This window comes from Janthinobacterium sp. SUN026, from assembly GCF_030397625.1.
In the GTDB taxonomy this organism is placed as follows: Bacteria; Pseudomonadota; Gammaproteobacteria; order Burkholderiales; family Burkholderiaceae_D; genus Janthinobacterium; species Janthinobacterium kumbetense.
The window spans coordinates 25,763-51,310 of record NZ_JAPQNU010000005.1 but is presented as its reverse complement, the minus strand read 5'-3'; the positions used below and the strand labels follow the sequence as shown (position 1 = coordinate 51,310).

Genomic DNA, 25,548 nt, shown 5'->3' with positions numbered 1-25,548 from the left:
GGAGTAGCCATCAAAAAGTCCAGGGCGTTGTTGCATTGCCTCGCCGTACTATTCGTACTGTCTTCGGCAACGCGCCTAGCCCTGGCCATTTTGCCGGCCACTCCTGATGCCGGTTGCCGCCTACCCCATTAATTCTGGCTACAGCGGCCGCAAGCTGGCCCACACGCCACCCTGGCGCGCGAATGCTTCCGTGCTGACTTTTTCAAAGTCGGCGCTGTCTTCATTCCAGCTGTAGCGCTCGACGCGGATACAACTGTTTTCCACGCGCAGCACGTTGAAGGAATTCGATTCGCCCCTGCCCCGCGTAGACGTGGCCGTGCCCGCCTGCACCATCAGGGCAGCGTAGCCGGCGATCTTGTAGCGCTCGGCCGTGTTGCCCGCCACGCTCGCATGCAAGTGCCCGGCCAGCAATAGATCCACGCCGCATTCGGAAAACATTTGCAGCGCCAGCGGTGCACGGTCGACCAGATCATCGTCGTCGAAGTGCTCGGGCAAGTCAAATGGATGATGCGTGACGATGATGCGCGTCAAACCGGGCGGCAAACGGCCCAGGCGTTCGCGCAGGAAATCGATCTGTTCGTGGCTGATGCGGCCATCCTTGAACGTCAGCGAGCGGGCCGTATTGATGCCCAGCACGGCGATTTCCTCGTCCACATATTCGGGCGACAAATCGTCCGTCACATGGCGCCGGTATTTCACCAGCGGCGTCAGGAAGCGGGAAAAGACGTTATACAAAGGCACGTCATGGTTGCCCGGCACCACGATCTGCGGCCCCGGCAAGCTGTCGAGAAAGTGGCGCGCCTGCTGGAACTGGGCGCTGCGGGCCCGTTGCGTCAAATCGCCCGACACCACCACGACGTCCGGTTCCAGGCGCTCGACGAGCGCGCGCAAGGGCGCCAGCAAGTCCGCGTCGACCTTGCCAAAATGCAAGTCGGACAAATGCACGATGGTACGCATGGCCTTACTCCCCGGAAGGTGCCGGCGCAGGCACCAGCACCGTCAGCGCGGCGGGGCGGATGCGGTACTGCAGCGGCGTATTCATGACGGTCACTTCGCCATCCGTGGCCACGCGCAGGCGCCGGTGCTTCGTGGCGATTTCCAGGTCGGTCGCCGTCAGCACGTCGAAGTCCTTGGCCTGCGACAACCTGCCGAACAGCGCATGCAAGGCCAGCTTCAGCAATCCCAGGCGGCCCGGACGCTGCGCCACGTACAGGCTCAGCTGGCCGCCATCGAGCCGTTCGCGCTCGCCGATATTCAAGCCTTCCATCAGGTATTCATTGTTACCGATAAAGACAAACGGCGTGCGCCGCGCATGCACGGCGTCCTTCAGTTTCAATTGCACGCTGAGGAAGGGATAGCGGCGCAACGCGGCCACCAGCGCCCAGCTGAACGCCAGCCACTTGCCCCGTCCCAGCCGGCGCTGCTGCTTTTCGCGGTCGCGCACGATATCGGGATACAGGCCCAGGCTGGAATTGTTCAGGAAGATGCGGCCATTGACTTCACCCACGTCGACCTGGTGCGGCACGCCCTGCGCCACGTTGGCGATCGCCGCATCGAGTTCGAGCGGAATATTCAAGTCCTTGGCGAAATGGTTCAGGGTACCCAGCGGCAAGACGCCAAACGGCGTGCCGCTGCCGACAACGACGGACGCGACAGCATTGATGGTGCCGTCGCCGCCACCGGCCACGACGCTGGGCGCGCCATCGCGCAGCGCTTGCCCGGCCGTGGCGATCATGTCGGCGCCGCTGGCGGCCAGGGTGATGGCGGCGTCGAGCCCCACGGCGGCGAATTTCGCTTCGAGCTGCTGCGCCCAGTCGGGCGCATAGCCGCAACCGGCGCCCGCATTGATGATGACTGCAATCTTGCTCAGGATGGTTTCCCCTTAACTGGTTTGCCGGATATGCCGGCGGCGGCGCAGGGTCGACACGCCGGCGATGCAGATGGCCAGCCAGCCATAGCTTTCCGCCATGGCCGCCAGCACATCGCTCAGGTAATGCGCGCCCAGGTAAATGCGGCTGAAACCCACGAGTGAGGCCATCAGGAAGGCGCCCAGCGCGATGGCGATGCGCTTGCCCCACGCACCCGGCGCCGTCTGGCAAATCAGGTAGGCGGCCAGCAAGCCGTACAGGGCCGTCGAGGTGGCCGTATGACCGCTGGGAAAGCTGTACGTGCTCAGGGCCGTCTGCAGGATGGGCTCGTCAAAGCTGGGCCGCGCGCGCACAAAAATGTACTTTAGCAGCAGGTTCAAAAACATGACGCCCGGCATGGTGATGACCAGGGTAAACAGCCAGTAGCTGGCGCCCTTGCGGTGCAGATACCAGCCCAGCAAGACAGCCAGGGTGATGGCGCCGATCACGCCATGCATGTGCGTGACGACCAGCAGGCAGCTGGTGATCCACGGCACGGCATGCTGGTTGAACCACTGCGCCACCTGCAAGTCGATCACGGTAATTTGCTGCATGCCCATGACGGCTTCGGCGATCTCATGGAAGACCACGATGGCGACGAGCATCAGGGCCACGCCCACCGTCATATGCAGGCCCAGTTCGCCTTCGGGCGACAGGCGCGCCTCGACGAAGCGGCGCAGTTTCGTGGTCCAGCCCGTGGTCATGCCCATGTCATTTTTCTCTTGCAAACTCATCTCTCTTTCATATCCCTGGTACTGATCAAAAAAACCACACCAATAAAAAAATACTGTTTATTCATACAGTAGCTGTGTATTCATACAGTAGTTATGCTATTCTGATGACTCGTTCAACACATCTCCCTCAAAGGAATTGTCATGGCAACATTGAATAGCGGTTTTGGCTCACGGTTCGGCCTGGAATACGCCCCAAGCTCTTTCCTCGTCCGCATGGGCAAGCGCGAAATCCTCGTCTGCCGCGACTTCCGCAAGCGCTACTACACCGTCAATCCCTTGATCGAGTGCGGTACGGGCATCGAGCCGGGCTATATTGAAGTGCTGCTGATGCGCCGTTGGTTGCTTATTCTATCCAAGGCACATTAAGAATGACTTTAAAACAAGGTGTTCGCACCCTGTTATCAAGTCAGCTCCGTCCGGCCACGCCGGGAACGCCTCAGTACCGGCCAGCAGCACGCTGACCGACCCCTCACTACTGTGTGCGTTCCGGCGCGGCCGGGCTGGCAGGTGTTTCGGCAACTGTACCGGCAAGTGCGTCAGCACCTGCATCGGCAGCTGTGCTGGAAGGCATGTTGGCCGGCGGTACGCGGTCAGTCGCATTCGCTTCGTACCACAAGGTAACAAACAGCACCATCACGACAGGGCCGATGAACAGGCCCACGAGGCCCAGGGTTTCCACGCCCCCCAGGATGCCGAACAGCACGGCAAGAAAAGGCAAGCGGGTGGCGTTGCCGATCATGCCAGGGCGCACGAAGTGGTCGGCAACAAACAGCACCACGGTGCCCCAGGCGGCCACGCCGATGGCGGCGCCCACATTGCCCTGGAACACCAGCAAGGCGGCCGCGCATCCATACGCGAGCGGCGCGCCAAACGGGATGATGGCCAGGATGCCCGTGGCAAACGCCCACAGGGCCGGTGACGGCAAGCCGGCGATGGCGTAGGCGATGCCGATCAGCACGCCTTCGGCCAGGCCCACCAGCACCAGGCCGTTGACGGTCGCGCGGATGGCCGTGGGGATCTTTTGCGCATAGCGGCCCCACCGTTCGGGACGCAAAAAATGGCTGCCGACGGCCGTGATCTGGCGCGTCAGCGCTTCACCATCCTTGTAAAAGAAAAACAGGCATAAAAACGCCAGGCCGAAGTCGACCAGGCGGTGGAACACGTCCGCGCCCAGCACCTTGAGCATGTCGCGCGCGGAATGAAAGCCGCCCACGGCGCTGCCCGCAAAGAAGTGGCCCAGGCCATGGGGCTGGCTCAGGGTGGCTTGCCACCAGTCGCCGATGGCGCTGCCGGCCAGCGGGACATGCGCCACCCAGTCCGGTACGGGCAAGCCGTCGGCATTCGCATGCACGACGAAATTGGCCAGCACGGGCACTTCGCGCGCCGCCTGCGCCACGCCGAACAGCACGGGAATGATGAAGATGCAGGCAAACGCCAGGGTCAGCACGGCTGCCGCGACGATGGTGCGCTGGCCCAGCGCCGCGCGCACGCGCACATACAAAGGCCAGGTCGCCACGCACAGGATGCCGGCCCACACGAGCGGCAAAAAGAAACGCTGCATGACGAAGGCCGTCACGGCGATCAGGGCCAGGGAAAAGCCTGCGCTGACAATGTCGCGCTGGGTATCGTTCATGCTGCTCCATTCGTGCCCGGCGCCATCGGCCGCCAGTATTCGCTATGCGCCACATGCGCAGGCGTAGCGTAACACGGAGATTCGCCGATTTACACGAGGCCCAGTTCCGCCGGTTTCACGCCGGCAAACACGTGGTCGAGTTGCGCCGGCGTCAAGCCGAAAGTGCGGCGCAGCAATCCGCCCAGCACGGCCCGGTATTCATTCAGCACGGGCATGTCGCGGTTCTGGAACAGGTTTGCCTGCGCAATCGCCACTTGTTCGCCCGCCACCTGCTTGCCCTTGATCCCGCCGCCCAGCACCCAGAACACGCTGCCGTGGCCGTGATCCGTGCCGCGGTTGCCGTTTTCGCGGAAGGTGCGGCCAAATTCGCTGACGACGACGACGACGGTATTGCGCCAGGCGCTGCCCATTTCCTGCGAAAACGCGGCCAGTCCCCGTCCCAGTTCATCGAAGCGCCCCGCCAGGTAGCCGCTGGCGCCGCCCTGCCCTACGTGCGTATCCCAGCCGCCCACATCGACGAAGCCGAGGTTGTATTTGTCCTTCATCAAGCGGGCGATGCGCTGCGCTTCCAGTTCAAAGCCCTTGGTACTGATGGCGTTGCGGTTGGCCGCCTGCATTTCCCCCGTCAATTCCTTCGTCACGTCGTCGCGCACGACAAAGCCGGCGCTGACGGGTTGCTGCAGGGGCGTGCCCCGGTACATGGCGGCGATGATCTGGCTTTGACGCGCATCAATGCCGGACTTGCCCACGGAGCGCAGCGCCATGTTCGGCACTTGCACGCCGCCCTGGAAGATCAGCGGCAACTGGTCGGTGAAAGCGATGGCGGGGCCGGCCTTGCTGCCATTCAAGGTCTGCACGAGGCGGTTCAGGAAACCCGACCGGAAGTCGCGCCGCGTGTTGATCTCTTGTCCCAACTCGATGGTATCCTGCGTCTCGAAATGGCTGCGCGTCAAATCCGTCGTGCCCGCGAACGGGATGAAGGCCGCCTCGCCGCCCGTGAACATGGGATAAATGCTCTCGCGCAAGGCCGGATGCAAGGCCCAGTCCGCGTTCAAGGCCAGCGCGCCGTTTTCCTCACCCGGTTTCGCGATGGCGATATTCGGCCGCGCCGCATAGTAAAAATCGCTGCCGACCGGCACCAGCAAGTTATTCGCGTCATAGCCGCCGCGCAAGAAGACGAACAGCAGCTTCGCATCCGTGGCGGGTGCGGCCAGCAGGCTGCCCACATGGGTGAACAAGGGTGCGGCGGCCAGGGCTTTCAACAGGTCACGACGATTCATGGCAATCCTCCGATTTCAACTTAGCGGTGCATCATTTCCGGCGAGGAAAGAAGAAATGTATTCCACTCCTGCGGCGAAGCGGCCTGATCCAGTGCCTGGCGCGTGGCCGGACTCAAGCCTGGCTGCAGCGCCTGGTAATACAGGGCGCTGGCCAGTTGCGGGAACGCCACTTTTTCCTGCGGCTGCGGGCCATCCGTCTTGAACAGGCCCGCGCTGCCCGAACCGATGGTGCGGGCGATATCGAAGCGCGTCGTCATTTGCCCCGGACTGGCCCAGGAAGCGTCCGTCAACGGATAGCCATCGGGCGTCTGGCGTCCGTACAGGGACTGGCCCATGCGCGAAAGCCAGTTCAGCATGGGTCCCGCATTCAGGATGGGCTTGTCGTCATAGCTGAGGCGCACGGCCGATACGACATAATGCATGGGATCCTTGAATTTCTTGCCCAGCGACTGCCTGAATTCGGGGCTGTCGAACATGGTTTGCAGCACGTCGGCGATCAAGCCGTCGCTGCGCTGGAAGGTGGCCGCCATGCGCGCCACCAGCGGTGCGGGCGGGTTGTCGCCGACGAAATACTGGGCCAGCTTGCCGCTGATAAAGTGCGCCGTGGCGGGACTGCGGCTCAGGCGGTCCAGCGCTTCATCGAGCTCGGCCAGCCCCCTGCCCTTCACCGTTTGCCCGAGGAATTGCTTGTCGCCGTAATCGTGGCGGTTGGGGTTGAACTCGAACAAGCCCCGGCGCACGTATTGCGACTGCAGCGCCGGCTTCACTTTCGGCGTGTCCGCTCCCAGGTTCACGCCCACGCCCGTCAGGATGCGCGCCAGTTCCTGCACGTCCATCTGGCTATAGCCGCCGTTCACGCCCAGCGTATGCAGCTCCATCAGCTCGCGCGCATAGTTTTCATTGATGCGCTTGGCGGCATTGGCTTCATTGTCCAGGTAACGCAGCATGGCCGGATGGTGGACGGTGGCGCCCAGCAAGTCACGGAATTTCCCCAGAGCATGTGGCGCGATGGCGTTCGCCTCGTAATCGCCCACCATGGCGCGCAAGTTGTGCTTGCCCTGGTGCACGCTGAAATGGTTGAGCCAAAACCAGCTCAGCTGCTGCTGCAACTGGTTCGGCGAATACACGTCCAGCAACAAGGAGCGCGTGGCCGCTTCGCGCGCCAGGCGGTTAAGTTCCTGCTGATAATCCTTTTGCGCCTGCTGCTTCGCCATGTCGTCCATGACGCCGGCCGACTCCTTGCGCTTTTGCTCCATAGAAATCACCAATTGCTCCAGCGGCACCTGGCTGATGGTCATGGCGTCGATTTGCGCGGCGATGGCTGGCGGCAAGGCCGCTTTTCCTGGATGCAACTGCGTCCGCAGCCAGGCGTTCCAGCCTTTGTCCTGTACCTGGCGCACGCTGCCCCCGCTCACGCCCCAGCTGACCCGTTCCAGCATGGCGACGTCCTGCGCGGAACTGGTCTGCGCGGGACTGCTCTGCGCGCGATGATCGGCCTGGGCGGCCGGTCCTGGTCCGGTCGCGGCGCAGCCGGCCAGCAAGAGCAGCGAAATCAAGGTCGTCGGCAATAATCGGTGCGGGGTCATGGCGGTCCTTCAAGCGGTTTCATGCAGAATGCTTGAGGGTACGCCCAGGTTGACCTGCGCATGATTGCCATTTGCAACGAGTTGTAATCAAGCACGATGGTTCAGCAGCCAGGCTCTCGCGGGCAGGGGCACATTACGGGCACATTATCATGAATCATCTCGGATAAAATGTTATCGGAAGAATTGCGTATTGCAATGGCAGCTGCGTATTTTCTCTCGAACCAGACATTATCCATACAATACGTCCACATTAAAAAGAAATGAAAATATTATTTATCGCTGCATTAGGAACGTTATCGCTGATTCAAGCGCCGTCAGCCTTGGCGGAGAATCTGAATGGGAAAACCCTGTATGTACAGCGCTGTGCCGTGTGCCATGGCGCAGAGATCAAGGGAACGGGGCCGTTGGCGAATAAAAGCAATCCGCCCACGCCGGACCTGACCACCGCCGCCTTCAAAAAACGCCTGAAGGATTATCCTGGCGTGATCGTATCGTCGGTCATCCTGCGTCCGAATGGCGATCTGATTCCCAAGACCTTGAAAGAGAATGGCGTCAAGATTGCGCCATATGCCTGGCGGGTAAAGGATTTTCGCGATTTGAATCAATACATGAGCGATGTGATTTTAAAAAATCACTGATATCAGATAAGCGATACATACGTCGCGCAGCAACGCTCCCCGGTCAATTCTGCTGTTTTAATAACTGCGCACATTTGTCGCGCAGGAAATCGCGCAACTGCAGCACCAGCGGCGTCACCTGCGCCCGGTGCGTGCAGACCAGGTGCAAGGGCGTGGCCTCGCCCGCCACGTCGGGCAACAGCGCTTGCAGGCGGCCGGCGTCCAGGTCGCCCGCCACGTCGAGCCGCGACTTATAGGCGATGCCCAGTCCCGCCACGGCCCAGCGGCGCACCAGGTCGGCGTCGTCGGCGCTGCGGTTGCCGCTCACGGACACCGTCACTTGCTCGCGCTGGGGCAGGCGGTAAAAAGTCCAGCGATCGTGCAAGCCGTCTTCCAGCGCGAAGCGCAGGCAATTACGCTGCGACAACTCTTCCAGCGCCAGCAGGGGGCCGTATTCGCGCAGGTAGGCGGGCGACGCCACCAGCACCCGGTCGTTGGCGGGCGCGATCGGCATGGCGATCAGGCTCGAATCGTCTTGCTGGCCATAGCGGATGGCCACGTCGACTTGCTGGCGCACCATGTCGGCCACCCGGTCGCTGACGCTGAGCTGGTAATGCAGTGTCGGATGGCGCAGCTGGAATTCGTCCAGCCAGCCCAGCATCAGGTTGCGGCCCAGGTCGGAGGGCATGGCAATTTTCAAGGTTCCGCCGAAACTGTCCTTGCCGGCCAACAGTGCATCGTGGCCTGCGCGCAGCAGGCGCAAGGCTTCCCGCGCATGTTCCAGGTATTGCGTGCCTTCCGGCGTCAGGCTCAGCGACCGCGTCGTGCGGGCCAGCAGGCGCAAGCCCAACACGCCTTCCAGGCGCTTGACGGCGGCGCTGGCCAGCGCGGGCGAGATGCCGATCTCGCGCGCAGCCGCCGACAAACTGCCCCGGTCGGCCGTGCGCACAAATACCTGCAAGTCATCGAGTCGCAGCAATTTTCAGCATTCCTTTGAAAGTGTTTCCGTACGCGCCCCCTGTTTCCAGGGCGGCATTGCCACCATCATACGGTATCCACTCAACGAGGAAGCACATGAAAGCCATCGCCTACCACCACAGCCTGCCCATCACGGATGCCGACGCCCTGCTCGACATCGAGCTGCCCGTGCCCGTCGCCACGGGGCGCGACCTGCTCGTCGCCGTCAAGGCCATTTCCGTCAATCCCGTCGACACCAAGGTGCGCAAGAACCGCGCGCCGAAGGATGGCCAGCCGGAAGTGCTGGGCTGGGATGCAGCCGGCGTCGTCACGGCCGCCGGCCCCGATGCCACCCTGTTCCAAGTGGGCGACAAGGTCTGGTACGCGGGCGCCATCAACCGCCCCGGCAGCAATAGCGAATTCCAGCTGGTCGACGAGCGCATCGTCGGCCACATGCCGGCCAGCCTCGATTTCGCTCCGGCCGCCGCCCTGCCGCTGACGGCCATTACGGCCTGGGAATTGCTGTTCGACCGCCTGCAGATCAGCCGCGACAAGAGTTTGACGGGCAAGTCCCTGCTGGTGATCGGCGCGGCCGGCGGCGTCGGCTCCGTGCTGGTGCAACTGGCGCGGCAATTGACGGGTGTCACCATCATCGGCACGGCCTCGCGCGCGGAAACGGCGGACTGGGTGAAGGAACTGGGCGCGCACCACGTGATCGACCACAGCCTGCCGCTGGCGGGGGAAATCACGCGCCTGGGTTTGCCGCCCGTCGACTATGTGATCAGCCTGAACCAGACCGACCGGCATTTCGAGCAGATCGTGGAATTGATCGCGCCGCAAGGCAAGTTTGCCCTGATCGACGACCCCGAGCACATCGACGTGCGCAAGTTCAAGGGCAAGAGCGTGTCGCTGCACTGGGAACTGATGTTTACCCGTTCGCTGTTCCAGACGCCGGACATGGTCAAACAGCATGAACTACTGGAAGAGCTGGCGCAGCTGGTGGACGCCGGCGTCATCAGGACGACCCTGGCAGAGCGCTTCGGCACGATCAACGCGCAAAACCTGAAACGCGCGCATGCCCTGCTGGAAAGCAATACGGCAAAAGGAAAGATCGTGCTGGCAAGTTTCCAGTAATCAGGTAATCAGGATGGCCCGGAAATCATTGACATTCGTCAATGTCGGGCCCGTGACCACGCTGTCTCCCAGCGCCTGGAAGAAGCCGTGGCCATCGTTGTTGTCTAGGCTGTCGCGGGGCTTGATGCCCAGCGCCCAGGCCCGTTGCAGGGTGTCCGGCGCCAGGACCGCGCCGGCGATGTCTTCCTGGCCGTCGACGCCATCCGTGTCGCCGGCCAGCGCGTGGATGCCCTCGCGTCCATCGAGCGCGATGCCCAGCGCCAGCAGGAATTCCACGTTGCGCCCGCCGCGCCCGTTGCCGCGCACGGTGACCGTCGTTTCGCCGCCCGACAGCAGCACGCACGGGGCGGGAAACGGCTGGCCCCGCTGCGCCGTTTGCAGCGCGATGCCGGCCATCACCTTGCCCACGTCCCTCGCCTCGCCTTCCAGGCTGTCGCCTAATATATACGGCGTGACGCCGGCCGCGCGCGCCACCTGCGCCGCCGCTTCCAGCGCCATCTGCGGCGTGGCGATCAGGGTCGTGCGCGTGCGCGCCAGGCGGGGATCATCGGGTTTCACGGATTCGCCGCGCCCGCTTTCCAAGGTGGCGCGTATGCAGTCCGGCAAGTCCATGCCATAGCGGCGCACGATGGCCAGCGCATCCTCGCACGTCGTCGCGTCGCCCACCGTGGGGCCGGACGCGATGTCGCCCAGCTTGTCGCCAGGCACGTCGGAAATGGCCAAAGTGATGACCTGCGCCGGATGGCAGGCGGCCGCCAGGCGCCCGCCCTTGATGGCGGACAAATGGCGGCGCACGCAATTCATTTCGCCGATGGTGGCGCCGGACGCCAGCAGCGCGCGGTTCAAGGCTTGCTTGTCGGCCAAAGTGATGCCATCGAGCGGCAAGGCCAGCAGCGACGAGCCGCCGCCGGAAATCAGGCACAGCACCGTATCGTCCGCCTGCAGGTTGCCGACCAGTTCCAGCATGCGGCGCGCCGCGTCCATGCCGGCCTGGTCCGGCACGGGGTGCGACGCTTCCACGATCTCGATGCGTTCGCACGGCACGGCATAGCCGTAGCGCGTGACGACCAGCCCGGACAGCGGTCCCGGCCAATGCCGTTCCACGGCTTGCGCCATGGCGGCCGACGCCTTGCCGGCGCCGATGACGATCAAACGGCCCTTGGGCGCCGGCGGCAGATGGGGCGGTATGCAGTGCGATGGCTGGGCCGCTTCGATGGCGGCCTGGAACATGGCTTGCAGCAAGGCGCGCGGCGCCGGGGTGGTCGTCATGGTCAATTCCTCCGGTTCGATGGCAGCTTCGTTCAACGGTTCACGATGCGCGCGGGAACGCGCAGCACCAGTATGGCGCCCAGCAGCATGACTGCGGAAAGAATATACAGGGCCACGTCGGTGCCGCCCGTCGCATCCTTGATCCAGCCGACGAGGAAGGGGCTGACGAAGCCGGCCACCTGGCCCAGCGAATTGATCAACGCCAGGCCGCCGGCCGCCGCCGCGCTGCCGAGAAACGCCGTCGGCAAGGGCCAGAACATGGGCAGGCCGGACAGCGCGCCCATGGTCGCCAGCGACAGGCCGATGAGGGCGACGACCACGTTGCCATGCGCCTGGGTGGCCAGCAGCAAGCCGCACAGCGCCATCAGCAGGGGGCCGCTCAAATGCCAGCGGCGTTCCTTGTGCTTGTCGGCCGAACGGCCCACCCAGATCATGAAGATGCTGGCGCACAGGTAGGGAATGGCGCTGACCCAGCCCACGGCCACGGGGCTGGCGAAACCCAGCGACTTGACGATGGTGGGCAGCCAGAAATTGATCGCGTACACGCCCATCTGGATGCAGAAATACACGAGGCCCAGCATCCACACATGCTTGTTGCGCAGCACGCTGGCGAAGGTGTCGGCCGTATTCGCGCTGTTGCGGCGCTGGCGTTCGTCCTCGTCGAGGTCGGCGCGCAGCAGCTGCTTTTCTTCCGCATTCAGCCACTTCGCCTGGGCGATGCCGTCGTTCAACAGCACATACACGAGAAAGCCCAGCAGCACGGTGGGAATGCCTTGCAGCAAGAACATCCATTGCCAGCCGGCCAGGCCGCCGTGGCCGGCAAACGATTGCATCATCCAGCCCGACAGGGGGCTGCCCAGCAAGCCGGAAATGGGAATGGCCGACATGAACAGGCCCATGATGCGGCCCCGGCGCGAAGCGGGATACCAGTTCGTAAAGTACAGCACGATGCCGGGGAAGAAACCCGCCTCGAACACGCCCGTGATGAAGCGCAGCGAGTAGAACGCGGCCGGCGTGGTGACGAACATCAGGCAGGCCGAGGCGATGCCCCAGGCGATCATCAGGGTGCCGATGACCTTGCGCGCGCCCAGGCGGTGCAGCAGCAGATTGCTGGGCACGCCGCTGGCCACGTAGCCGATGAAGAAAATGCCGGCGCCCAGGCCGTACACGCTTTCGCTCCATTGCAGCGCATCGAGCATTTGCAGCTTGGCAAAGCCGACATTGACACGGTCCAGGTAATTGAACAGGTAGCAGATGAAGATGAAGGGGATCAGATGCAAGGTGACCTTGCGGTAGGCGCCTTCGCGCACGCGGTCCTGCGCGGACGCGCCGGCGGACAGGCTGGCGCCTGGATGGGTGGTCATGGGTGTCTCCTGACTATTTTTTTATGGGATGCGACCAGCCCATCGTACAATCGCCCACAGAAACAGTCATCGTGCGGATGCATGAAGAAAACCCGTCTTGAATCCGATGATTCCATGCAAATGCACAAAACCAGAAGGTGAACACCATGCCGAGCATCGATCCCCCCCTGGCGCAGGACATCGTCCGGCGCACCATGCACATCATTCCCTTCAGCGTGAACGTGATCGATGCGCGCGGCGTGATCCTGGCCAGCGGCGATCCGCAGCGCGTGGGCGACCTGCATCCGGGCGCGCAACTGGCGCTGGCCCGGCACGCCAGCGTGGAAATCGGCGCGGCCGACATGGCCAGGCTGCCGGGCACGCGGGCCGGCATCAACCTGCCCCTGACGGTGCGCGGCGAGATTTGCGGCGTGCTGGGCCTGACGGGCGAGCCGGACGCCGTGCGCCAGTTCGGCGAACTGGTGCGGGCCATGGCGGAAATGATGCTGGAGCAGGCGCGCCTGGTCAGCGAGTTGCAGCATGAAAAGCGCTACCGCGAGGAATTCGTGTTCCAGCTCGTGTACCGCACGGGCATTTCGGATGCCAGCATGCAAGCGTGGGCGGCGCGCCTGGCGCTGGACTTGCGCGTGCCGCGCGCCATGTTCGTGCTGGAAATACCCGATGCGGGAGACGGTCCGGGCGAGCGGCTGGACCAGGTGCTGACGCAGCTGCAGCAAGTGCAGTCCGACCTGTCGGCGCGCTGGCCCGCCCTGCTGATGGCCGTCGTCTCGCCGGGCGAACTGGTGCTGCTCGACGCCTTTCCCGCCAGCGGCCCGCAGCAGGCGCGCGCGGCGCAGGCAAGGCAGCGCCTGCTCGAACTGCACCAGGTGGCGCAGCAGGCGCTCACCCCGTCCGCCACCCTGTCCATGGGCGTGGCCTTGCCGGGCCTCGATGGCGCGACGGCGTCGTATGAATCGGCGAAGCAGACGGCGCGCGTGGGGCGCGCCCGCGATGGCGGGCAAGCCACTTTTTCCTACCTGGAACTGAGCCTGCCCGTGCTGCTGTCCGGCCTGCAAGCCGGTTGGCAGGCGGAGCAATTGCGCCAGACCCTGGCGCGCCTGCAGGCGCACGACCGCAAGTCCGGCACCCTGATGCGCACCCTGGCCGCCTGGTTCCGCCACCACAGCCACCCGATGGCCACGGCCAGGGCACTGCACATCCACCGCAACACGCTCGATTACCGGCTGCAAAAGATCGCCGAACTGACGGGGCTGGACCTGGACGACACGGATGACCGCCTGCTGCTGTATGTCGCCCTGCAACTGAATTGACGCAGGCCCGTCTACAATGGCGGCTGACCGCACAACAGGAACAGCATGAACGACGCCTTCGAATGGACCAGCCTTGCCCGCACTTTCGGGCTGTTTACCGTCACGGCCGTGGCCGAACTGCTGGGCTGCTACCTGCCCATGCTATGGCTGAGCAACAAGGGCAGCGCCTGGCTGCTGTTGCCGGCCGCCGTCAGCCTGCTGATCTTCGTCTGGCTGCTGACCCTGCATCCGGCCGCCAGCGGCCGCGTGTATGCCACGTATGGCGCCATCTATATCGCCACGGCGCTGGGCTGGCTGTGGCTGGTGGACGGCGTCACGCCCGCCTGGACCGACATCGCCGGCGTGGGCCTGGCCCTGGCCGGCGCCGCCGTCATTGCCATGGGACACAAGGCGGCTTGATTTACCTCAAGCGGCATGCGCGCGGAAGTTTGTTTCCGCCGACCATGCCGCGCTGGCGCGGGCCAGCAGGACGGCTTCGCCATCGGCCAGCCAGTCGTCCGCATCGGCGATCTTCCACATGGCTTGCAGCAGCTTGCGGCGCAAGTCCGGGTCCGTGATTTCATCGAGCAAGCTGTCGATCACGCCATGGGCCAGCTGCACGGCACCATGCACGGTCGACGTCAGCATGTCGTCGCACAAGTCTTGCAGCAATTGCTGGAAGGCTGCCGGTTCCAGGTCGATATGCTCGAGGATCTTGCTGCGATGCATGGCTTGCAGCTCGGCGCTGGCCAGGTTGCCGTCGACCACCATCATCAGGGCCAGGATACGTCCCGCTGCCTGGGGACTGTTTGCTTCATAGGTACGCATGATTTTCTACTCTTTCTATTAGTCAATTAAAAGGCACGCCACCGCCAGGCGGGGCGCGCCGTACAACATTTACTTCTTGTCGCTGCGGGTGATGAACACGCTGGCCACGCAGCTCGACACGATCAGTACCGCCACCACCAGCAAGGACGCTTCCACCGGCACGTGGTACCACGGCATGATCAGCATCTTGGCGCCGATGAACACCAGCACCATCGCCAGGCCATACTTGAGCATGTGGAAGCGGTCCGCCACATCCACCAGCAGGAAATACAGTGCCCGCAAGCCCATGATGGCGAACAGGTTCGACGTGAAGACGATGAACGGGTCCGTCGTGATGGCGAAGATCGCCGGGATCGAATCGACCGCGAACACCAGGTCCGTCACCTCGATCAGGATCAGCACGAGGAACAGCGGCGTGACATAGCGCAAACCGCCCTTTGCCACGAAGAAACGTTCGCCGTGGTCGCCATCGGCCACCCGCAAGTGGCGGCGGGCAAAGCGCAGCACCGGGTTGTTCGCCACGTCCGGCTCCGCATCGGCCGCCACCAGCATGCGCATGCCCGTCACCAGCAGGAAGGCGCCGAACAGGTACAGCACCCAACTGAACTCGCTCACCACCCACGCACCGGCCATGATCATCACGGCGCGCATGACGATCGCGCCCAGCACGCCATAGATCAACACGCGGCGCTGGTACTGGATCGGCACCTGGAAGGCGCTGAAGATCAGCAGAAAGACGAACACGTTATCGACCGACAAGGCTTTTTCGATCAGGTAGCCGGAGAAAAATTCCAGCGCCTTCTGGTTGGCGATCTCGGGACCGGCCGTGCCGTTCAGATACCACCACAGTCCGCCGTTGAACAGCAGGGCCAGGCTGACCCACACGAGCGACCACGTCGCCGCTTCCTTGACGCCCACCTTGTGCGCCTTGTTGCCGCCGAAGACGAACAAGTCCAGCGCCAGCATCACCAGGACAAAGGCGATGAAACCGGCCCACATGGGTGCCGTTGCAATACTTTCCAGGCCGTTCATCGGCGGCCTCCGCAATGCTCTGTTTGTATTCTGAAGTCCATGGCACTCTCCTTGCATGAATTGAGCAGCCATCATAGCCTTCTTATAAACATCGAACAAATCGAATATAATTTAATAATACATCGAAAAATTCGATGCATTTATTTTCCGGGAAACACCATGTCCACACTCAACTTCAAGCACTTGCGCTATTTCTGGATGGTGGCCAAGACGGGCAGCATCGCCCGCGCGGCCGAGCAGCTGCACCTGACGCCGCAGTCGATTTCCGGCCAGCTCAGCGAGTTTGCCGACACCCTGGGCGTGGAACTGTTCCGCCGCAGCGGGCGCCAGCTGGAATTGACGGACACGGGCCGGCGCATCCTCAGCCATGCGGAAAGCATCTTCAGCACGGGCGATGAATTGCTGGAAATCGTGCGCGACCAGTCGCGCACGACGACGACGACCTTCCGCGTGGGCTGCGCCGATTCCGTGTCGAAACTGATCGCTTGCCGCCTCGTCGCGCCGGCGCTGGGACTGGCCGAGCCGCTGCGCATCATTTGCCGCGAAGGCCGGCTGGCCAGCCTGCTGGCGGACCTGGCCGTGCACCGGCTGGACCTGATCATGGCGGACCGCCCCATGCCGGCCCACTTGAGCGTGCGCGGCTTTAACCACTTGCTGGGCGAAAGCGGCATGACCCTGTTCGGCACGCCGGCGCTGGCCGCCACCCTGGCGGGCGGCTTTCCGCAATGCCTGGACGGCGCGCCGCTGCTGCTGCCCGGCGAAGACTTCGCCATCTACGGCCGCTTGCTGCAGTGGCTGGGCGACAACAAGCTGCACCCGCGCATCGTCGGCGAGTTCGACGACAGCGCCATGATGAAAGCCTTCGGCCAGTCCGGCGCCGGCCTGTTCTTCGCGCCCACCGTCATCGCGCCCCAGGTCTGCGAGCAATACGCCGTGGTGGCGCTGGGCCGGGTCGACAGCCTCGTCGAGCAAGTGTATGCGATCACCACGGAACGGCGCCTGAGCCACCCGGCCACCATCGCCATCAGCCAGAGCGCGCGGCGCGAGCTGTTCGTGTAAGGCAGATTCAATCGCTGACGACGATCTTGCCCGGCTGCCCGCCCCGCTCCAGCAGCGCGTGGGCGCGCCGCAAGGTGGCCGCATCCATGGGCGACAGGCGCTGCCGCACCGTGTGGCGCAGCACGCCGTCGTCCAGCAGCCGCGCCACGCGCTGCAAAATGCGGTGCTGCTCGATCATGTCGTCGGTAGCAAACAACGGCCGCGTAAACACCATTTCCCAGTGCAGCGAGATGCTCTTGCCCTTCAGCGGCGCCGCGTCGAAAGCATCGTGGTCGTCGATGACGGCCAGCTTGCCGTGCGGCGCGATCAGCTCCACCAGCGCCGCGGCATGCTGGGCCGTGTGCGACAGGGCGGCGATATGGCGCACGGGCGCCACGTGCAAGGCCGCCACCTGCGCCGCCAGCGGCAGCGTGTGGTCGATCACGTGATGGGCGCCCATGGCGCGGCACCACGCCATGCTGTCGCCGCGCGACGCCGTGGCGATCACGATAAAACCCGTCAGCTGGCGCGCCAACTGGATCAGCATGGAACCGACGCCGCCCGCGCCGCCCAGCACCAGCAGGCTGCCCCGCGGCTGCATATCGCCGGGCGCGATGGCAAAGCGCTCGAACAGCAATTGCCACGCCGTCAGCGCCGCCAATGGCACGCTGGCCGCCTGCGCAAAGTCCAGCGACGCCGGCATGGCCCCCGCGATGCGCTCGTCGACCAGGTGATATTCGGCATTGACGCCCGCGCGGTCGAACGAACCCGCGTAATACACGGCTTGACCCGGCGCAAACAGGGTGACTTCGCTGCCCACCGCATGCACGGTGCCGGCCGCATCCCAGCCCAGGGTCACGACACGCTCAGGCACTTCTACCCGCCCGGCGCGCACCTTGGTGTCGAGCGGGTTGACGCCCACGGCGCGCACCCGCACCAGCACGTCGCGCGGGCCGGGCACGGGCATCGGCCCCTCCACGTCGAACAAGCCATGCTCGTCGCCCACGCCGCTGCCCTTGTTGAAACCGATCGTCTTCATTGCCACCCCCCGCAAATAAAAGCCCATGGTAAGCAGCCACGCAACAAAGAAAAATATGCTTCAATGCGTTTCACTACTGACCAAACTGTCATGAATCATGCAAAACCAGGAAACAGATAATCTCTCCGGCGTGGCCCTGTTCGTGCAACTGGCCCAGGCGGGCAGCTTTGTCGCCGCCGCGCGCCAGGCCGGCATTTCGCCGTCGGCCGTCAGCAAGAGCCTGGCCCGGCTCGAGCAGCGGCTGGGCGCGCGCCTGTTCCAGCGCAGCACCCGCCAGCTGAGCCTGACAGCCGAGGGGCAGCTGTTTTTGACGCGCAGCGAACGCATCCTGGCGGAAATGCAGGCGGCGCAGGAAGAACTGGAGGGAGCGCGCGCGCCGCGGGGACGCCTGCGCCTGGGCTTGCCGGAACTGGGCGGCGTGTTCCTGCCCGCGCTGGCCGATTTTGCCGCGCAGCACCCCGCCATCGCGCTGGAGCTGGACTTTTCCGACGCGCTGGCCGACGTCGTCGGCGATGGCTTCGACGCCGTCATCCGCATCGGCGCACCGCGCGATTCGCGCCTGGCCGCGCGCAAGCTGGGCCAGTTCCGCTCCTGCCTCGTGGCCTCCCCCGCCTATCTGGCGCGCCACGGCACGCCGCAGCATCCCCTTGAGCTGCAACAACATGCTTGCCTGCACTACCGCTTCCGCCACAGCGGCAAGGTGGAGCAGTGGCGCTTGCGCCAGGACGATGGCGAGGCTGCGCCGGACTTGCCTTTGTCCATGATCTGCAACAATGTGGAAGCGCGGCTGCACTTTGCCCGGCAAGGCCTGGGCATCGCCTGGCTGCCCGACTTTCATGTGCGCCCGGCACTCGCTGACGGCAGCCTCATCGAGGTGCTGAAGGATTACGCCATCAGCGGCCATCCGGCCCACGGTTGCTGGCTGCTGTGGCCGTCCGGGCCGCACCTGGCGCCGAAAGTGCGGGCGCTCGTCGATTTCCTGGCCGAGGCGCAGCTGTTGTCGTCAATTGCCCACAAATAAGGCAGAGCAAAAACATTCGGACAAATATATCTCTATAATGGCAAGTCTTCCCGACGCCCTGCGCGCCCCTTCCTGGACTTGCCGCAATGAAGCACTTGCACGATATTCCCTCTGCCTTCAAGCATGAATTTGCCAACCCGCGCCTGTGGTGGTCGCGCGCCGTCGTCGTCGGCATGGCCGCCATCGCCGGTCTCGTCGTCGTAGGCTTTACGTGGCTGGCCGAGGAAGCGCTGGACCTGTTCCTCTTTTTTAACGGCAAGGCCTGGTGGTTCGCCCTGCTGTGGACGCCCGCCTGCGCCGCCCTGCTCGTCTGGCTGACGCGCCGCTACGCCATGGGCGCGGCCGGCTCCGGCATCCCGCAAGTGATGGCGACACTGGACCCGGCCGTGGCGCCCGAACAGCGCTCCTTGTTTGTCTCGTTGAAACTGAGCGCCGCGAAGATCGGCCTGACGGCGGGCGGCTTGCTGGGAGGACTCTCGCTGGGACGCGAAGGACCGTCCGTGCAAATCGCGGCCGGCGTGATGCTGGCCGCGCGCCGCTGGCTGCCCCGCCACTCGCAGGTGAGCGCCCATTCCCTGCTGGTGGCGGGCGGCGCGGCCGGCATCGCGGCCGCCTTCAATACGCCGCTGGCGGGCGTCATGTTTGCCATCGAGGAACTGTCGCGCTCGCCCGAGCAGCGCAACAGCGGCCTCATCGTCGCTGGCATCGTGCTGGCCGGCATGATGGCCGTGTCCATCCACGGCAACGCCACCCACTTCGGCATCATCCATCCCGGCCCCATCGGCCTGGCGCTGGCCTTGCCGGGTTTGCTGGTGACCCTGGTCGCGGGCGTGGCCGGCGGCCTGTTTGCGCGCCTGCTGCTGGCGTCAGCCAGGGGCAATCCGCTGGGCAAGCTGTCCGCGTGGAGAAAAGGCCGGCCCGTGCTGTTCGCCGCCGTCTGCGGTGTGCTGGTAGCGGCCATCGGCATCGCCAGCCATGGCGCCACGTTCGGCAGCGGCACCGTGGCCACGCGCGCCATGCTGGAAGGCTCGTCCGACGTGGGGCCCGCCTTCGTTGCCTTCAAATATGTGGCGACGTGGCTGACCGTGTGGTCGGGCGTGCCGGCCGGCATTTTCGCCCCATCCCTGGCCATCGGCGCGGGCATCGGCCACGATATCGCCGTGCTGCTGCACTATCCGCACGCGCCCGCCCTGATCGCGCTGGGCATGGTGGGTTTCCTGGCCGCCGCCACGCAGGCGCCGCTGACGGCTTTCATTATTGTCATGGAAATGGTCGACGGCCACGGCATGGTGCTCAGCCTGATGGCTTGCGCCGTCGTGGCCAGCACCGTATCGCGCGTGCTCAGCGAACCGCTGTACGGGGCGCTGGCGCAGTTGCAGCTGCAACGGCTGCCCGCGCCACCGCACTAGAAATTGCGGCAGGCGCGCAGCAAGCGGCCATCCTGCCACTCGCAGACGGTGCGCGTGCCGTCGCCGGCCCAGGCCCGCTCCAGGCCCTGCTTGCGCCCGCGCGCATAGTCCACGGCGTGGCGGGGCGAGCCGTCCGCATGCCATTCGCGCCACGCGCCATGCGGCTCGCCATCGCGGTAGGAAGCGAGCCGGGCCAGCGTGCCGTTCGCATGCCATTGCCTGTCGTCGCCCTGCGCGCGGCCCTGCTCATCCTGCTGGCGCTGGCGCAGCGGCGTGCCATCGTCGCGCCAGCTTTGCGTGCTCAGCATGACGCCATCCTCGAACAGGTTTTTCTGGTCCAGCTGGCCATTCGCGAAATACAGCAGCGACCAGCCCTGCGGCTTGCCATGCAAAAAATTGAGGCGCGACATTTCTCGGCCGTCCGGCCACCAGGCCTGGTGCAAGCCGTTGCGCTGGCCGTCCAGATACGGTCCCCGCTCGGCCAGCCGGCCATCCGGATGAAACGCCGTCACTTCACCGGTCAGCACGCCATCGGCGAAATGCGCGCGGTTGCTGACCTGGCCATGCTCGTCAAAGCTCAGGAATTCGCCATCGGCGGGCTGGCCCGCCTGGTACAGCAAGGCATGCCTCAGCTGGCCATTCGCATGGTAGTGGCTGTGCAAGCCGTCGTACTCGCCGTCGCGGTACGCCTTGCGGCTCTTCACCGTCCCGTCCGCATAGTATTCCACGTTCACGCCATTGAAATCGCCCTCCCCGTTGCGCTCTTCCTGCAGGCCCAGCTGGCCATCGGCAAAATACACGCTGCGCTGGCCGGCGTAGCGCGGCGACGCCACGTCGGTGCCCAGCAGCCAGGCATCCATGTGCAGCTTGCCCGGCGGCTGCGCGAAATGCAGTTGCCAATGCCAGGCCTGGCGGGCCGCATCGTGGCGCAGCGGCGCGCGCTGCTCGTACACGGCCGCTGCGGGCGCCACGGGCTGGTAATCCCCGTCAAAATACAGGGACGCCGGCGACGGTTCGGCAGCCACGGCCGGGGTGGCCGGGGTGGCCGGGGCGTTGTCCAGGGCGTTGGCCATGGAAACGGACGGGGAACCGGCCAGGACAGAGGCCAGCAAAACAGAGGTGAGTACCTTCAATGCATGCTTTCATCAACGGTGCGACGGCGCCGATGATACGGGCAAGCAGGGCGGCGCGCCACACGCTTGCGCGTGACTACATGGTGAACGGAAACGGCTGCATGCCCGCCTGCCGGTCGTCGGGGGCGACGACGGCCAGCAAGGCGTTCAAGCCCTGGTTCAGGTGCGCCAGGCTGTCGGGGTCCAGCTGGGCCAGCGCACTGGGCAGCAAGCCGCGCGCCGGCTGCGGCGCGCCGGCGATGACGGCTTGCCCTTCCGCCGTCAGGGTCAGGGTGACGACGCGCTGGTCGGGCTGGTCGCGCGCCTTGCGCACATAGGTTTTTTTGACCAGCGCCTCGACCAGGTTGCTGGCCGTCGTCTGGTGGATCGACATCTTGCTGGCCAGCTCGCCCATGCGCAAGCCTGGCCGTTCCAGCAATTCCTGCATCACCCACAATTGCGCGCCCGACACGCCGCATTGCTTTTCGATTTGCGCCGAGTGGCGCTGCGCCGCGCGCATGACGACGCGCATGTTTTGCAAGGCCATGCCTTGCGCCCTGGCCATCGCCGAAACTTCCGCTTCCACCACCATTGCCTCCAGTTATCCTGCCGGCTTCGCGCCTGCTGGCGGGCCGGAATCCCTGCATGATACCTGCAAAGGCGGGCGACTCCTAGCGCATGGAAACTGGCTCTCCGGCTTGCCACGCCTGCTCCAGCACCAGCTTGCCGGCCTGGTCCCAGTGGCGCTCGATGCCGTGCTTCTTGCCGTGCTCATACGGCACGATCTGGCGCAGGCTGCCGTCGTCGTACCAGGCCTGCAGCAAGCCGTGACGCTGGCCTTCGACAAACGGGGTCACGCTGGCGCGCGCGCCGTTGGCATGCCAATCCGTCGTGTCGCCGTGGTCACGCCCCTGCGCGTCTTTCTGCCATGCAAACACAGGCCGGCCATTCGGGGCCCACGTTTGCAAGCTGAGCACGGCACCCTTCTGGTACAGCGTCTTGTTCGACACGACGCCATTGTCATGGCTTTCAAACGACCAGCCGTCGGGCTGGCCGTGCACCCACACGGTGCTGGCCAGCACCTTGCCATCCTGGGCATACCGGACAAACTCGCCCTCGCGCTGGCCATCGACGAAGCGTCCCCGCCGGTGCACTTTGCCATCCGCATAAAACAATTCCTGCACGCCATCCATCTTGCCATGGCGCTGATACGAGCGGCTGCTGACGGCCCCGTTCGCGCCATACGACACTTGCTCGCCATCGGCCATCTCGTCGCCGTGATACAGCGTGCGGCTCATCAGCTGGCCATTCTGGTGATACGTTTCCGAGATGCTGTCGCGCCCGTTCGGCAACGCGGTCACCCGCTGCTGGACCTGGCCATTTTCGAAGTACACGCTGCCGCCGAGCAATTCCTCGCCCTGGGCATCGAAATAGGTTTCGCGCAGCAGCTGGCCATTTTCATGGTAATACTTGCGAAACTTTACGAACTTGACCTGGCTCAAGTCCAGGTCCGTGGCATAGGTTTCAAAGGCCGGCACGCCCGGCGTGTCGGGAAATTCCAGCAGCACATGCCAGGCGCCCAGCGCCTCGTCGCGCACGGGCGGCGTGCGCAGCGCATACACGGCGCCGCGCTGATTGCTGGGCATGAAATTTTCATCCAAATACATGGTCCGGTCTTCCTCCTGCAAGGTTGGCGTCGGCGTTTGCCCTGCGGGCTGTGCCTGTGCCGCCAGCGGCAAGGCCAGGACCATGCCCAGCAAGGCGGCCAGGGCCACGCGTATCTTCTGTCGTGTGTGCATTGTGTTCCGTTGCAATGTTATCGTGCGGCGGCCATCATAATGGAAAGCAACGTTTTCCCCTGTCACGAAAGAAATCCATGCACTTGCCCTCCGCCCCCAGCGACACACAGATACTGGACATCATCGACGCCTGGATCGCCGACCTGGCGCGCGGCGATTACGCGTGCGCCCATGCGCGCACGGCGCACGACGCGTATTACGGCTGGACGCCGGCGCTGCTGCGCGCCGTGATCGAAGGGTATGGTTCGCCGGAGCCGTATGCGGATGGCATGGTGTATCGCGTCACGCCGGCGGCGCAAGCCAGCGGTGCGCCGCACGAACGCTGCGTCGAGCGCCCGGCAAGCGAGGACGGCGGCGTGGCGATCGCCGAAGTGCGCCACGCGCTGCCACTGAATGGCGTTTGGTCGGACCTGACCGCCACCTTCCGCGTGGAAGGCACGGCGCTGGGCGCCACGCTGGTATTACAGGAAATTCACGTGTTCTGAGGTTCTAGGCCGCGCCATCCTTGACGGGCGACAACTGGCTCGCATGCAGGCGCGCATACGCGCCGCCCTGCTGCAGCAAGGTGGCGTGGCTGCCCGATTCCACCAGGCGCCCGCCCTGCATGACGACGATGCGGTCGGCGCTTTCGATGGTCGACAGGCGGTGGGCGATGACGATGGTGGTGCGGTTGCGCATCAGCACTTCCAGCGCCGCCTGCACGGAACGTTCCGACTCCGTGTCCAGTGCGCTGGTCGCTTCGTCCAGCAAGAGAATCGGCGCGTCCTTGTACAGGGCGCGCGCGATGGCCAGGCGCTGGCGTTGCCCGCCCGACAGGCGCGAACCGTTCTGCCCCGCCTGCGTTTCGTAGCCTTGCGGCAACTGCATGATGAAGTCGTGCGCATACGCGGCGCGCGCCGACGCTTCGATGCGGGCCTGGTCCGGGGCCGGGTCGCCATACGCGATATTCGCCGCCATCGTGTCGTTGAACAAAATCACATCCTGGCTGACGAGGGCGAACTGGCGCCGCAGGGCCAGCAAGGCGTAATCGCGCAGGTCGACGCCATCGAGCAGGATCTGGCCGCCGCTGACGTCGTAGAAGCGCGGCAGCAAGCCCAGCAAGGTCGTCTTGCCGCCGCCGGAGCCGCCCACCAGGGCCACCGTTTCGCCGGCGCGGATGTCGAGCGTGATATCGCTCAAGGCCGTGGGCGCATCGGGATCGTCGCTGTTGTAGCGGAAGTTGACGTTCTGCAAGGACAGATTACCCTGCACCGTGACCGGCGCGATGGTACCCGGGTCCGGTTCCAGCGGCGTGTCGATCAAGCCGAAGACGGACTCGGCAGCCGCCAAGCCCCGCTGCAGCGGCTCATTGATCTTGGTCAAGTTCTTGATCGGCGACTGCATCGCCATCAGCGCGCCCATGAAGGCGACGAAGGCGCCCGGCGTGATGGCGCCGCTTTGCGCGCGCAGCATGGCGAAATAGATCACGGACGACAGGGTAATGCCGACGAGCATCATGATGAAGCCGGAATTCATGGCCGAGGTGGCGGCATGCTTGACGGCCAGCTGGCGGTTGCGCTTGACGACGTTGACGAAGCGCGCCTGTTCATAATCCTGGCCGCCAAAGATTTTCACCACGCGCTGGCCGCCGATGCTTTCATCCAGCACGGACGTCAGCTCGCCCACGGCTTGCTGCGAACTCTTGCTCAGGTGGCGCATGCGGCGGCCCGCCAGGGTCACGACGATGGCCACGATGGGCATCGACGCCATGCAGAACAGGGCCAGTTTCACGTCGATGCTGAACAATAAAATCAGGTAGCCGACGGTGGCGACGGAATCGCGCACCATCACGTTGAGCACGTTCAAGCCCGCCTGCGACACCTGGCTGGCGTCGAAGGCCACGCGCGACTGCGTCAGGCTGGTGGTGGTGGTGTCGAAAAAGCGGCTGGGCAGGCGCATGATGGTGGCGAACATCTTTTCGCGCAAATCCGCCTGCACCCGGCTCGATAGCCATACGGAACCGTAATCGCCGGCAAAGCTCGACACCATGCGCAGCACGGCCAGGCCCAGGATGGTGGCGGGAATCACCCACAAGTCCACCTGCCCCGCCTGTGCCGGCAAGAAACGGTCGACCCAGCCCTGCAGCATGCCCATCACGCCGGACGCGGGCGCGGCCTGCGTGCTGGCCGTCGCGCGCATGGCGTCGACGACGTTTTGCAATTGCCTGATTAACAACACATCGGTGGCGGACGCCACGCCCACGGCCAGCAAGGTGGCGGCGACGATGGCGCCATAGCGGCGAAACTGGCCGGCCAGGCGGAAGAACAGGAGGCGACTTTGCTGCATGCAGATGGGAAAAAGAAGGTAAAACGTGATTCTAACCGTTGCGGGTGGCTTTCCCCCAAGAAAGTAGAGCAGCATGGCTTGCGCGCCTGGCCATGGTGACAATTGGAGATGGTGATGGTGAAAATACGACCTACACTTGCTGAGCTAGCTTAACGATGCCGAGACATCGGGACTG

The 25,548-nt window shown here is 64.5% G+C and carries 25 protein-coding genes; 9 read left to right on the top strand and 16 right to left on the bottom strand.

All coding sequences use genetic code 11. The features are described 5' to 3' along the window. Positions 1-138 precede the first annotated feature (138 nt). Genes OX459_RS21190 through OX459_RS21180 form a run of 3 tightly spaced genes read right to left on the bottom strand, consistent with a single transcriptional unit; the run spans position 139 to position 2,641 of the window. Positions 139-957: a metallophosphoesterase gene (locus tag OX459_RS21190; RefSeq protein ID WP_289906466.1), complete on the bottom strand. Its 819-nt coding sequence runs from the start codon at positions 955-957 to the stop codon at positions 139-141. A 4-nt stretch (positions 958-961) separates the two neighbouring features. Further along, a complete protein-coding gene (locus tag OX459_RS21185; RefSeq protein ID WP_289906726.1) occupies positions 962-1,870 on the bottom strand; it encodes a diacylglycerol kinase family protein in 909 nt (302 codons plus the stop codon). A 12-nt stretch (positions 1,871-1,882) separates the two neighbouring features. After that, entirely contained in the window at positions 1,883-2,641 is a 759-nt protein-coding gene (locus tag OX459_RS21180) for a phosphatase PAP2 family protein (protein ID WP_289906465.1), read from the bottom strand. Positions 2,642-2,782: 141 nt separating this feature from the next. Here OX459_RS21180 and OX459_RS21175 point away from each other — a divergent pair, with 141 nt between their 5' ends. Beyond that, positions 2,783-3,007, top strand: coding sequence for a hypothetical protein (locus tag OX459_RS21175; protein ID WP_289906464.1), 225 nt, complete (start codon positions 2,783-2,785; stop codon positions 3,005-3,007). Between the two features lie 106 nt (positions 3,008-3,113). Here the strand turns inward: OX459_RS21175 and OX459_RS21170 are convergent, their stop codons facing one another. The 3 genes from OX459_RS21170 to OX459_RS21160 form a co-directional block, all read right to left on the bottom strand. Next, on the bottom strand, positions 3,114-4,274 hold the full coding sequence (locus OX459_RS21170) for an AI-2E family transporter (protein ID WP_289906463.1): 1,161 nt from the start codon (positions 4,272-4,274) through the stop codon (positions 3,114-3,116). A gap of 89 nt (positions 4,275-4,363) precedes the next feature. Beyond that, complete coding sequence (locus tag OX459_RS21165; protein WP_289906462.1) at positions 4,364-5,554, bottom strand: DUF1501 domain-containing protein; 1,191 nt, start codon at positions 5,552-5,554, stop codon at positions 4,364-4,366. 20 nt (positions 5,555-5,574) lie between these two features. Further along, positions 5,575-7,140, bottom strand: coding sequence for a DUF1800 domain-containing protein (locus tag OX459_RS21160; RefSeq protein WP_289906461.1), 1,566 nt, complete (start codon positions 7,138-7,140; stop codon positions 5,575-5,577). A gap of 260 nt (positions 7,141-7,400) precedes the next feature. Between OX459_RS21160 and OX459_RS21155 the strand changes: the two genes are divergently transcribed. Beyond that, entirely contained in the window at positions 7,401-7,778 is a 378-nt protein-coding gene (locus OX459_RS21155) for a cytochrome c (RefSeq protein ID WP_215408352.1), read from the top strand. 43 nt (positions 7,779-7,821) lie between these two features. Here the strand turns inward: OX459_RS21155 and OX459_RS21150 are convergent, their stop codons facing one another. Beyond that, positions 7,822-8,736: a LysR family transcriptional regulator gene (locus OX459_RS21150; protein WP_099664906.1), complete on the bottom strand. Its 915-nt coding sequence runs from the start codon at positions 8,734-8,736 to the stop codon at positions 7,822-7,824. A gap of 95 nt (positions 8,737-8,831) precedes the next feature. On the opposite strand from OX459_RS21150, the gene OX459_RS21145 reads away from it, so the two are divergent. Then, positions 8,832-9,848, top strand: coding sequence for a zinc-binding alcohol dehydrogenase family protein (locus OX459_RS21145; RefSeq protein ID WP_289906460.1), 1,017 nt, complete (start codon positions 8,832-8,834; stop codon positions 9,846-9,848). On the opposite strand, the gene OX459_RS21140 is transcribed toward OX459_RS21145, so the two are convergent. Further along, positions 9,849-11,117 carry a glycerate kinase gene (locus OX459_RS21140; protein ID WP_289906459.1) on the bottom strand — a complete coding sequence of 423 codons (1,269 nt, stop codon included), beginning with the start codon at positions 11,115-11,117 and terminating at the stop codon, positions 9,849-9,851. A gap of 32 nt (positions 11,118-11,149) precedes the next feature. Continuing rightward, a complete protein-coding gene (locus tag OX459_RS21135; protein ID WP_289906458.1) occupies positions 11,150-12,481 on the bottom strand; it encodes an MFS transporter in 1,332 nt (443 codons plus the stop codon). A gap of 146 nt (positions 12,482-12,627) precedes the next feature. On the opposite strand from OX459_RS21135, the gene OX459_RS21130 reads away from it, so the two are divergent. Beyond that, a complete protein-coding gene (locus OX459_RS21130) occupies positions 12,628-13,791 on the top strand; it encodes a sugar diacid recognition domain-containing protein (RefSeq protein WP_289906457.1) in 1,164 nt (387 codons plus the stop codon). Positions 13,792-13,836: 45 nt separating this feature from the next. Continuing rightward, positions 13,837-14,190 (top strand): YnfA family protein, encoded by a 354-nt coding sequence (locus tag OX459_RS21125; protein ID WP_099664910.1) that lies wholly within the window; start codon positions 13,837-13,839, stop codon positions 14,188-14,190. Positions 14,191-14,196: 6 nt separating this feature from the next. On the opposite strand, the gene OX459_RS21120 is transcribed toward OX459_RS21125, so the two are convergent. Both OX459_RS21120 and OX459_RS21115 read right to left on the bottom strand, forming a co-directional pair. After that, positions 14,197-14,598 carry a TerB family tellurite resistance protein gene (locus OX459_RS21120; RefSeq protein ID WP_077401482.1) on the bottom strand — a complete coding sequence of 134 codons (402 nt, stop codon included), beginning with the start codon at positions 14,596-14,598 and terminating at the stop codon, positions 14,197-14,199. 69 nt (positions 14,599-14,667) lie between these two features. Beyond that, a complete protein-coding gene (locus tag OX459_RS21115; RefSeq protein ID WP_034759011.1) occupies positions 14,668-15,630 on the bottom strand; it encodes a TerC family protein in 963 nt (320 codons plus the stop codon). Positions 15,631-15,789: 159 nt separating this feature from the next. Here OX459_RS21115 and nhaR point away from each other — a divergent pair, with 159 nt between their 5' ends. Next, positions 15,790-16,689: a transcriptional activator NhaR gene (gene nhaR / locus OX459_RS21110; protein ID WP_251350801.1), complete on the top strand. Its 900-nt coding sequence runs from the start codon at positions 15,790-15,792 to the stop codon at positions 16,687-16,689. 7 nt (positions 16,690-16,696) lie between these two features. On the opposite strand, the gene OX459_RS21105 is transcribed toward nhaR, so the two are convergent. Next, a complete protein-coding gene (locus tag OX459_RS21105; RefSeq protein ID WP_289906456.1) occupies positions 16,697-17,707 on the bottom strand; it encodes a zinc-binding alcohol dehydrogenase family protein in 1,011 nt (336 codons plus the stop codon). 97 nt (positions 17,708-17,804) lie between these two features. On the opposite strand from OX459_RS21105, the gene OX459_RS21100 reads away from it, so the two are divergent. Together OX459_RS21100 and OX459_RS21095 are read left to right on the top strand one after the other, a co-directional pair. Next, complete coding sequence (locus OX459_RS21100; RefSeq protein ID WP_289906455.1) at positions 17,805-18,728, top strand: LysR family transcriptional regulator; 924 nt, start codon at positions 17,805-17,807, stop codon at positions 18,726-18,728. Between the two features lie 86 nt (positions 18,729-18,814). Then, complete coding sequence (locus tag OX459_RS21095; protein ID WP_289906454.1) at positions 18,815-20,137, top strand: chloride channel protein; 1,323 nt, start codon at positions 18,815-18,817, stop codon at positions 20,135-20,137. Here the strand turns inward: OX459_RS21095 and OX459_RS21090 are convergent. The 3 genes from OX459_RS21090 to OX459_RS21080 all read right to left on the bottom strand — a co-directional run bounded on the left by OX459_RS21090 (position 20,134) and on the right by OX459_RS21080 (position 23,048). After that, positions 20,134-21,270 (bottom strand): toxin-antitoxin system YwqK family antitoxin, encoded by a 1,137-nt coding sequence (locus OX459_RS21090; protein WP_289906453.1) that lies wholly within the window; start codon positions 21,268-21,270, stop codon positions 20,134-20,136. The two genes, OX459_RS21095 and OX459_RS21090, sit on opposite strands and share 4 nt — an antisense overlap. 76 nt (positions 21,271-21,346) lie before the next feature. Beyond that, on the bottom strand, positions 21,347-21,841 hold the full coding sequence (locus OX459_RS21085) for a MarR family winged helix-turn-helix transcriptional regulator (RefSeq protein ID WP_099664914.1): 495 nt from the start codon (positions 21,839-21,841) through the stop codon (positions 21,347-21,349). Between the two features lie 79 nt (positions 21,842-21,920). Continuing rightward, a complete protein-coding gene (locus OX459_RS21080) occupies positions 21,921-23,048 on the bottom strand; it encodes a toxin-antitoxin system YwqK family antitoxin (RefSeq protein WP_289906452.1) in 1,128 nt (375 codons plus the stop codon). A gap of 77 nt (positions 23,049-23,125) precedes the next feature. Between OX459_RS21080 and OX459_RS21075 the strand changes: the two genes are divergently transcribed. After that, a complete protein-coding gene (locus tag OX459_RS21075) occupies positions 23,126-23,533 on the top strand; it encodes a hypothetical protein (protein ID WP_289906451.1) in 408 nt (135 codons plus the stop codon). Between the two features lie 4 nt (positions 23,534-23,537). Here the strand turns inward: OX459_RS21075 and msbA are convergent, their stop codons facing one another. Then, the gene (gene msbA / locus OX459_RS21070; RefSeq protein ID WP_251350808.1) at positions 23,538-25,373 is read right to left on the bottom strand and encodes a lipid A export permease/ATP-binding protein MsbA; all 1,836 of its coding nucleotides are present in this window, start codon (positions 25,371-25,373) and stop codon (positions 23,538-23,540) included. Positions 25,374-25,548 lie beyond the last annotated feature (175 nt).

Coding starts and splice junctions, on each gene's coding strand:
- msbA (WP_251350808.1), bottom strand. CDS start 25,373: ATGCAGCAAAGTCGCCTCCTGTTCTTCCGCCTGGCCGGCCAGTTTCGC.
- OX459_RS21155 (WP_215408352.1), top strand. CDS start 7,401: ATGAAAATATTATTTATCGCTGCATTAGGAACGTTATCGCTGATTCAA.
- OX459_RS21160 (WP_289906461.1), bottom strand. CDS start 7,140: ATGACCCCGCACCGATTATTGCCGACGACCTTGATTTCGCTGCTCTTG.
- OX459_RS21085 (WP_099664914.1), bottom strand. CDS start 21,841: ATGGTGGTGGAAGCGGAAGTTTCGGCGATGGCCAGGGCGCAAGGCATG.
- OX459_RS21190 (WP_289906466.1), bottom strand. CDS start 957: ATGCGTACCATCGTGCATTTGTCCGACTTGCATTTTGGCAAGGTCGAC.
- OX459_RS21135 (WP_289906458.1), bottom strand. CDS start 12,481: ATGACCACCCATCCAGGCGCCAGCCTGTCCGCCGGCGCGTCCGCGCAG.
- OX459_RS21170 (WP_289906463.1), bottom strand. CDS start 4,274: ATGAACGATACCCAGCGCGACATTGTCAGCGCAGGCTTTTCCCTGGCC.
- OX459_RS21175 (WP_289906464.1), top strand. CDS start 2,783: ATGGCAACATTGAATAGCGGTTTTGGCTCACGGTTCGGCCTGGAATAC.
- OX459_RS21140 (WP_289906459.1), bottom strand. CDS start 11,117: ATGACGACCACCCCGGCGCCGCGCGCCTTGCTGCAAGCCATGTTCCAG.
- OX459_RS21145 (WP_289906460.1), top strand. CDS start 8,832: ATGAAAGCCATCGCCTACCACCACAGCCTGCCCATCACGGATGCCGAC.
- OX459_RS21075 (WP_289906451.1), top strand. CDS start 23,126: ATGCACTTGCCCTCCGCCCCCAGCGACACACAGATACTGGACATCATC.
- OX459_RS21120 (WP_077401482.1), bottom strand. CDS start 14,598: ATGCGTACCTATGAAGCAAACAGTCCCCAGGCAGCGGGACGTATCCTG.
- OX459_RS21105 (WP_289906456.1), bottom strand. CDS start 17,707: ATGAAGACGATCGGTTTCAACAAGGGCAGCGGCGTGGGCGACGAGCAT.
- OX459_RS21080 (WP_289906452.1), bottom strand. CDS start 23,048: ATGCACACACGACAGAAGATACGCGTGGCCCTGGCCGCCTTGCTGGGC.
- nhaR (WP_251350801.1), top strand. CDS start 15,790: ATGTCCACACTCAACTTCAAGCACTTGCGCTATTTCTGGATGGTGGCC.
- OX459_RS21130 (WP_289906457.1), top strand. CDS start 12,628: ATGCCGAGCATCGATCCCCCCCTGGCGCAGGACATCGTCCGGCGCACC.
- OX459_RS21165 (WP_289906462.1), bottom strand. CDS start 5,554: ATGAATCGTCGTGACCTGTTGAAAGCCCTGGCCGCCGCACCCTTGTTC.
- OX459_RS21180 (WP_289906465.1), bottom strand. CDS start 2,641: ATGAGTTTGCAAGAGAAAAATGACATGGGCATGACCACGGGCTGGACC.
- OX459_RS21115 (WP_034759011.1), bottom strand. CDS start 15,630: ATGAACGGCCTGGAAAGTATTGCAACGGCACCCATGTGGGCCGGTTTC.
- OX459_RS21100 (WP_289906455.1), top strand. CDS start 17,805: ATGCAAAACCAGGAAACAGATAATCTCTCCGGCGTGGCCCTGTTCGTG.
- OX459_RS21125 (WP_099664910.1), top strand. CDS start 13,837: ATGAACGACGCCTTCGAATGGACCAGCCTTGCCCGCACTTTCGGGCTG.
- OX459_RS21095 (WP_289906454.1), top strand. CDS start 18,815: ATGAAGCACTTGCACGATATTCCCTCTGCCTTCAAGCATGAATTTGCC.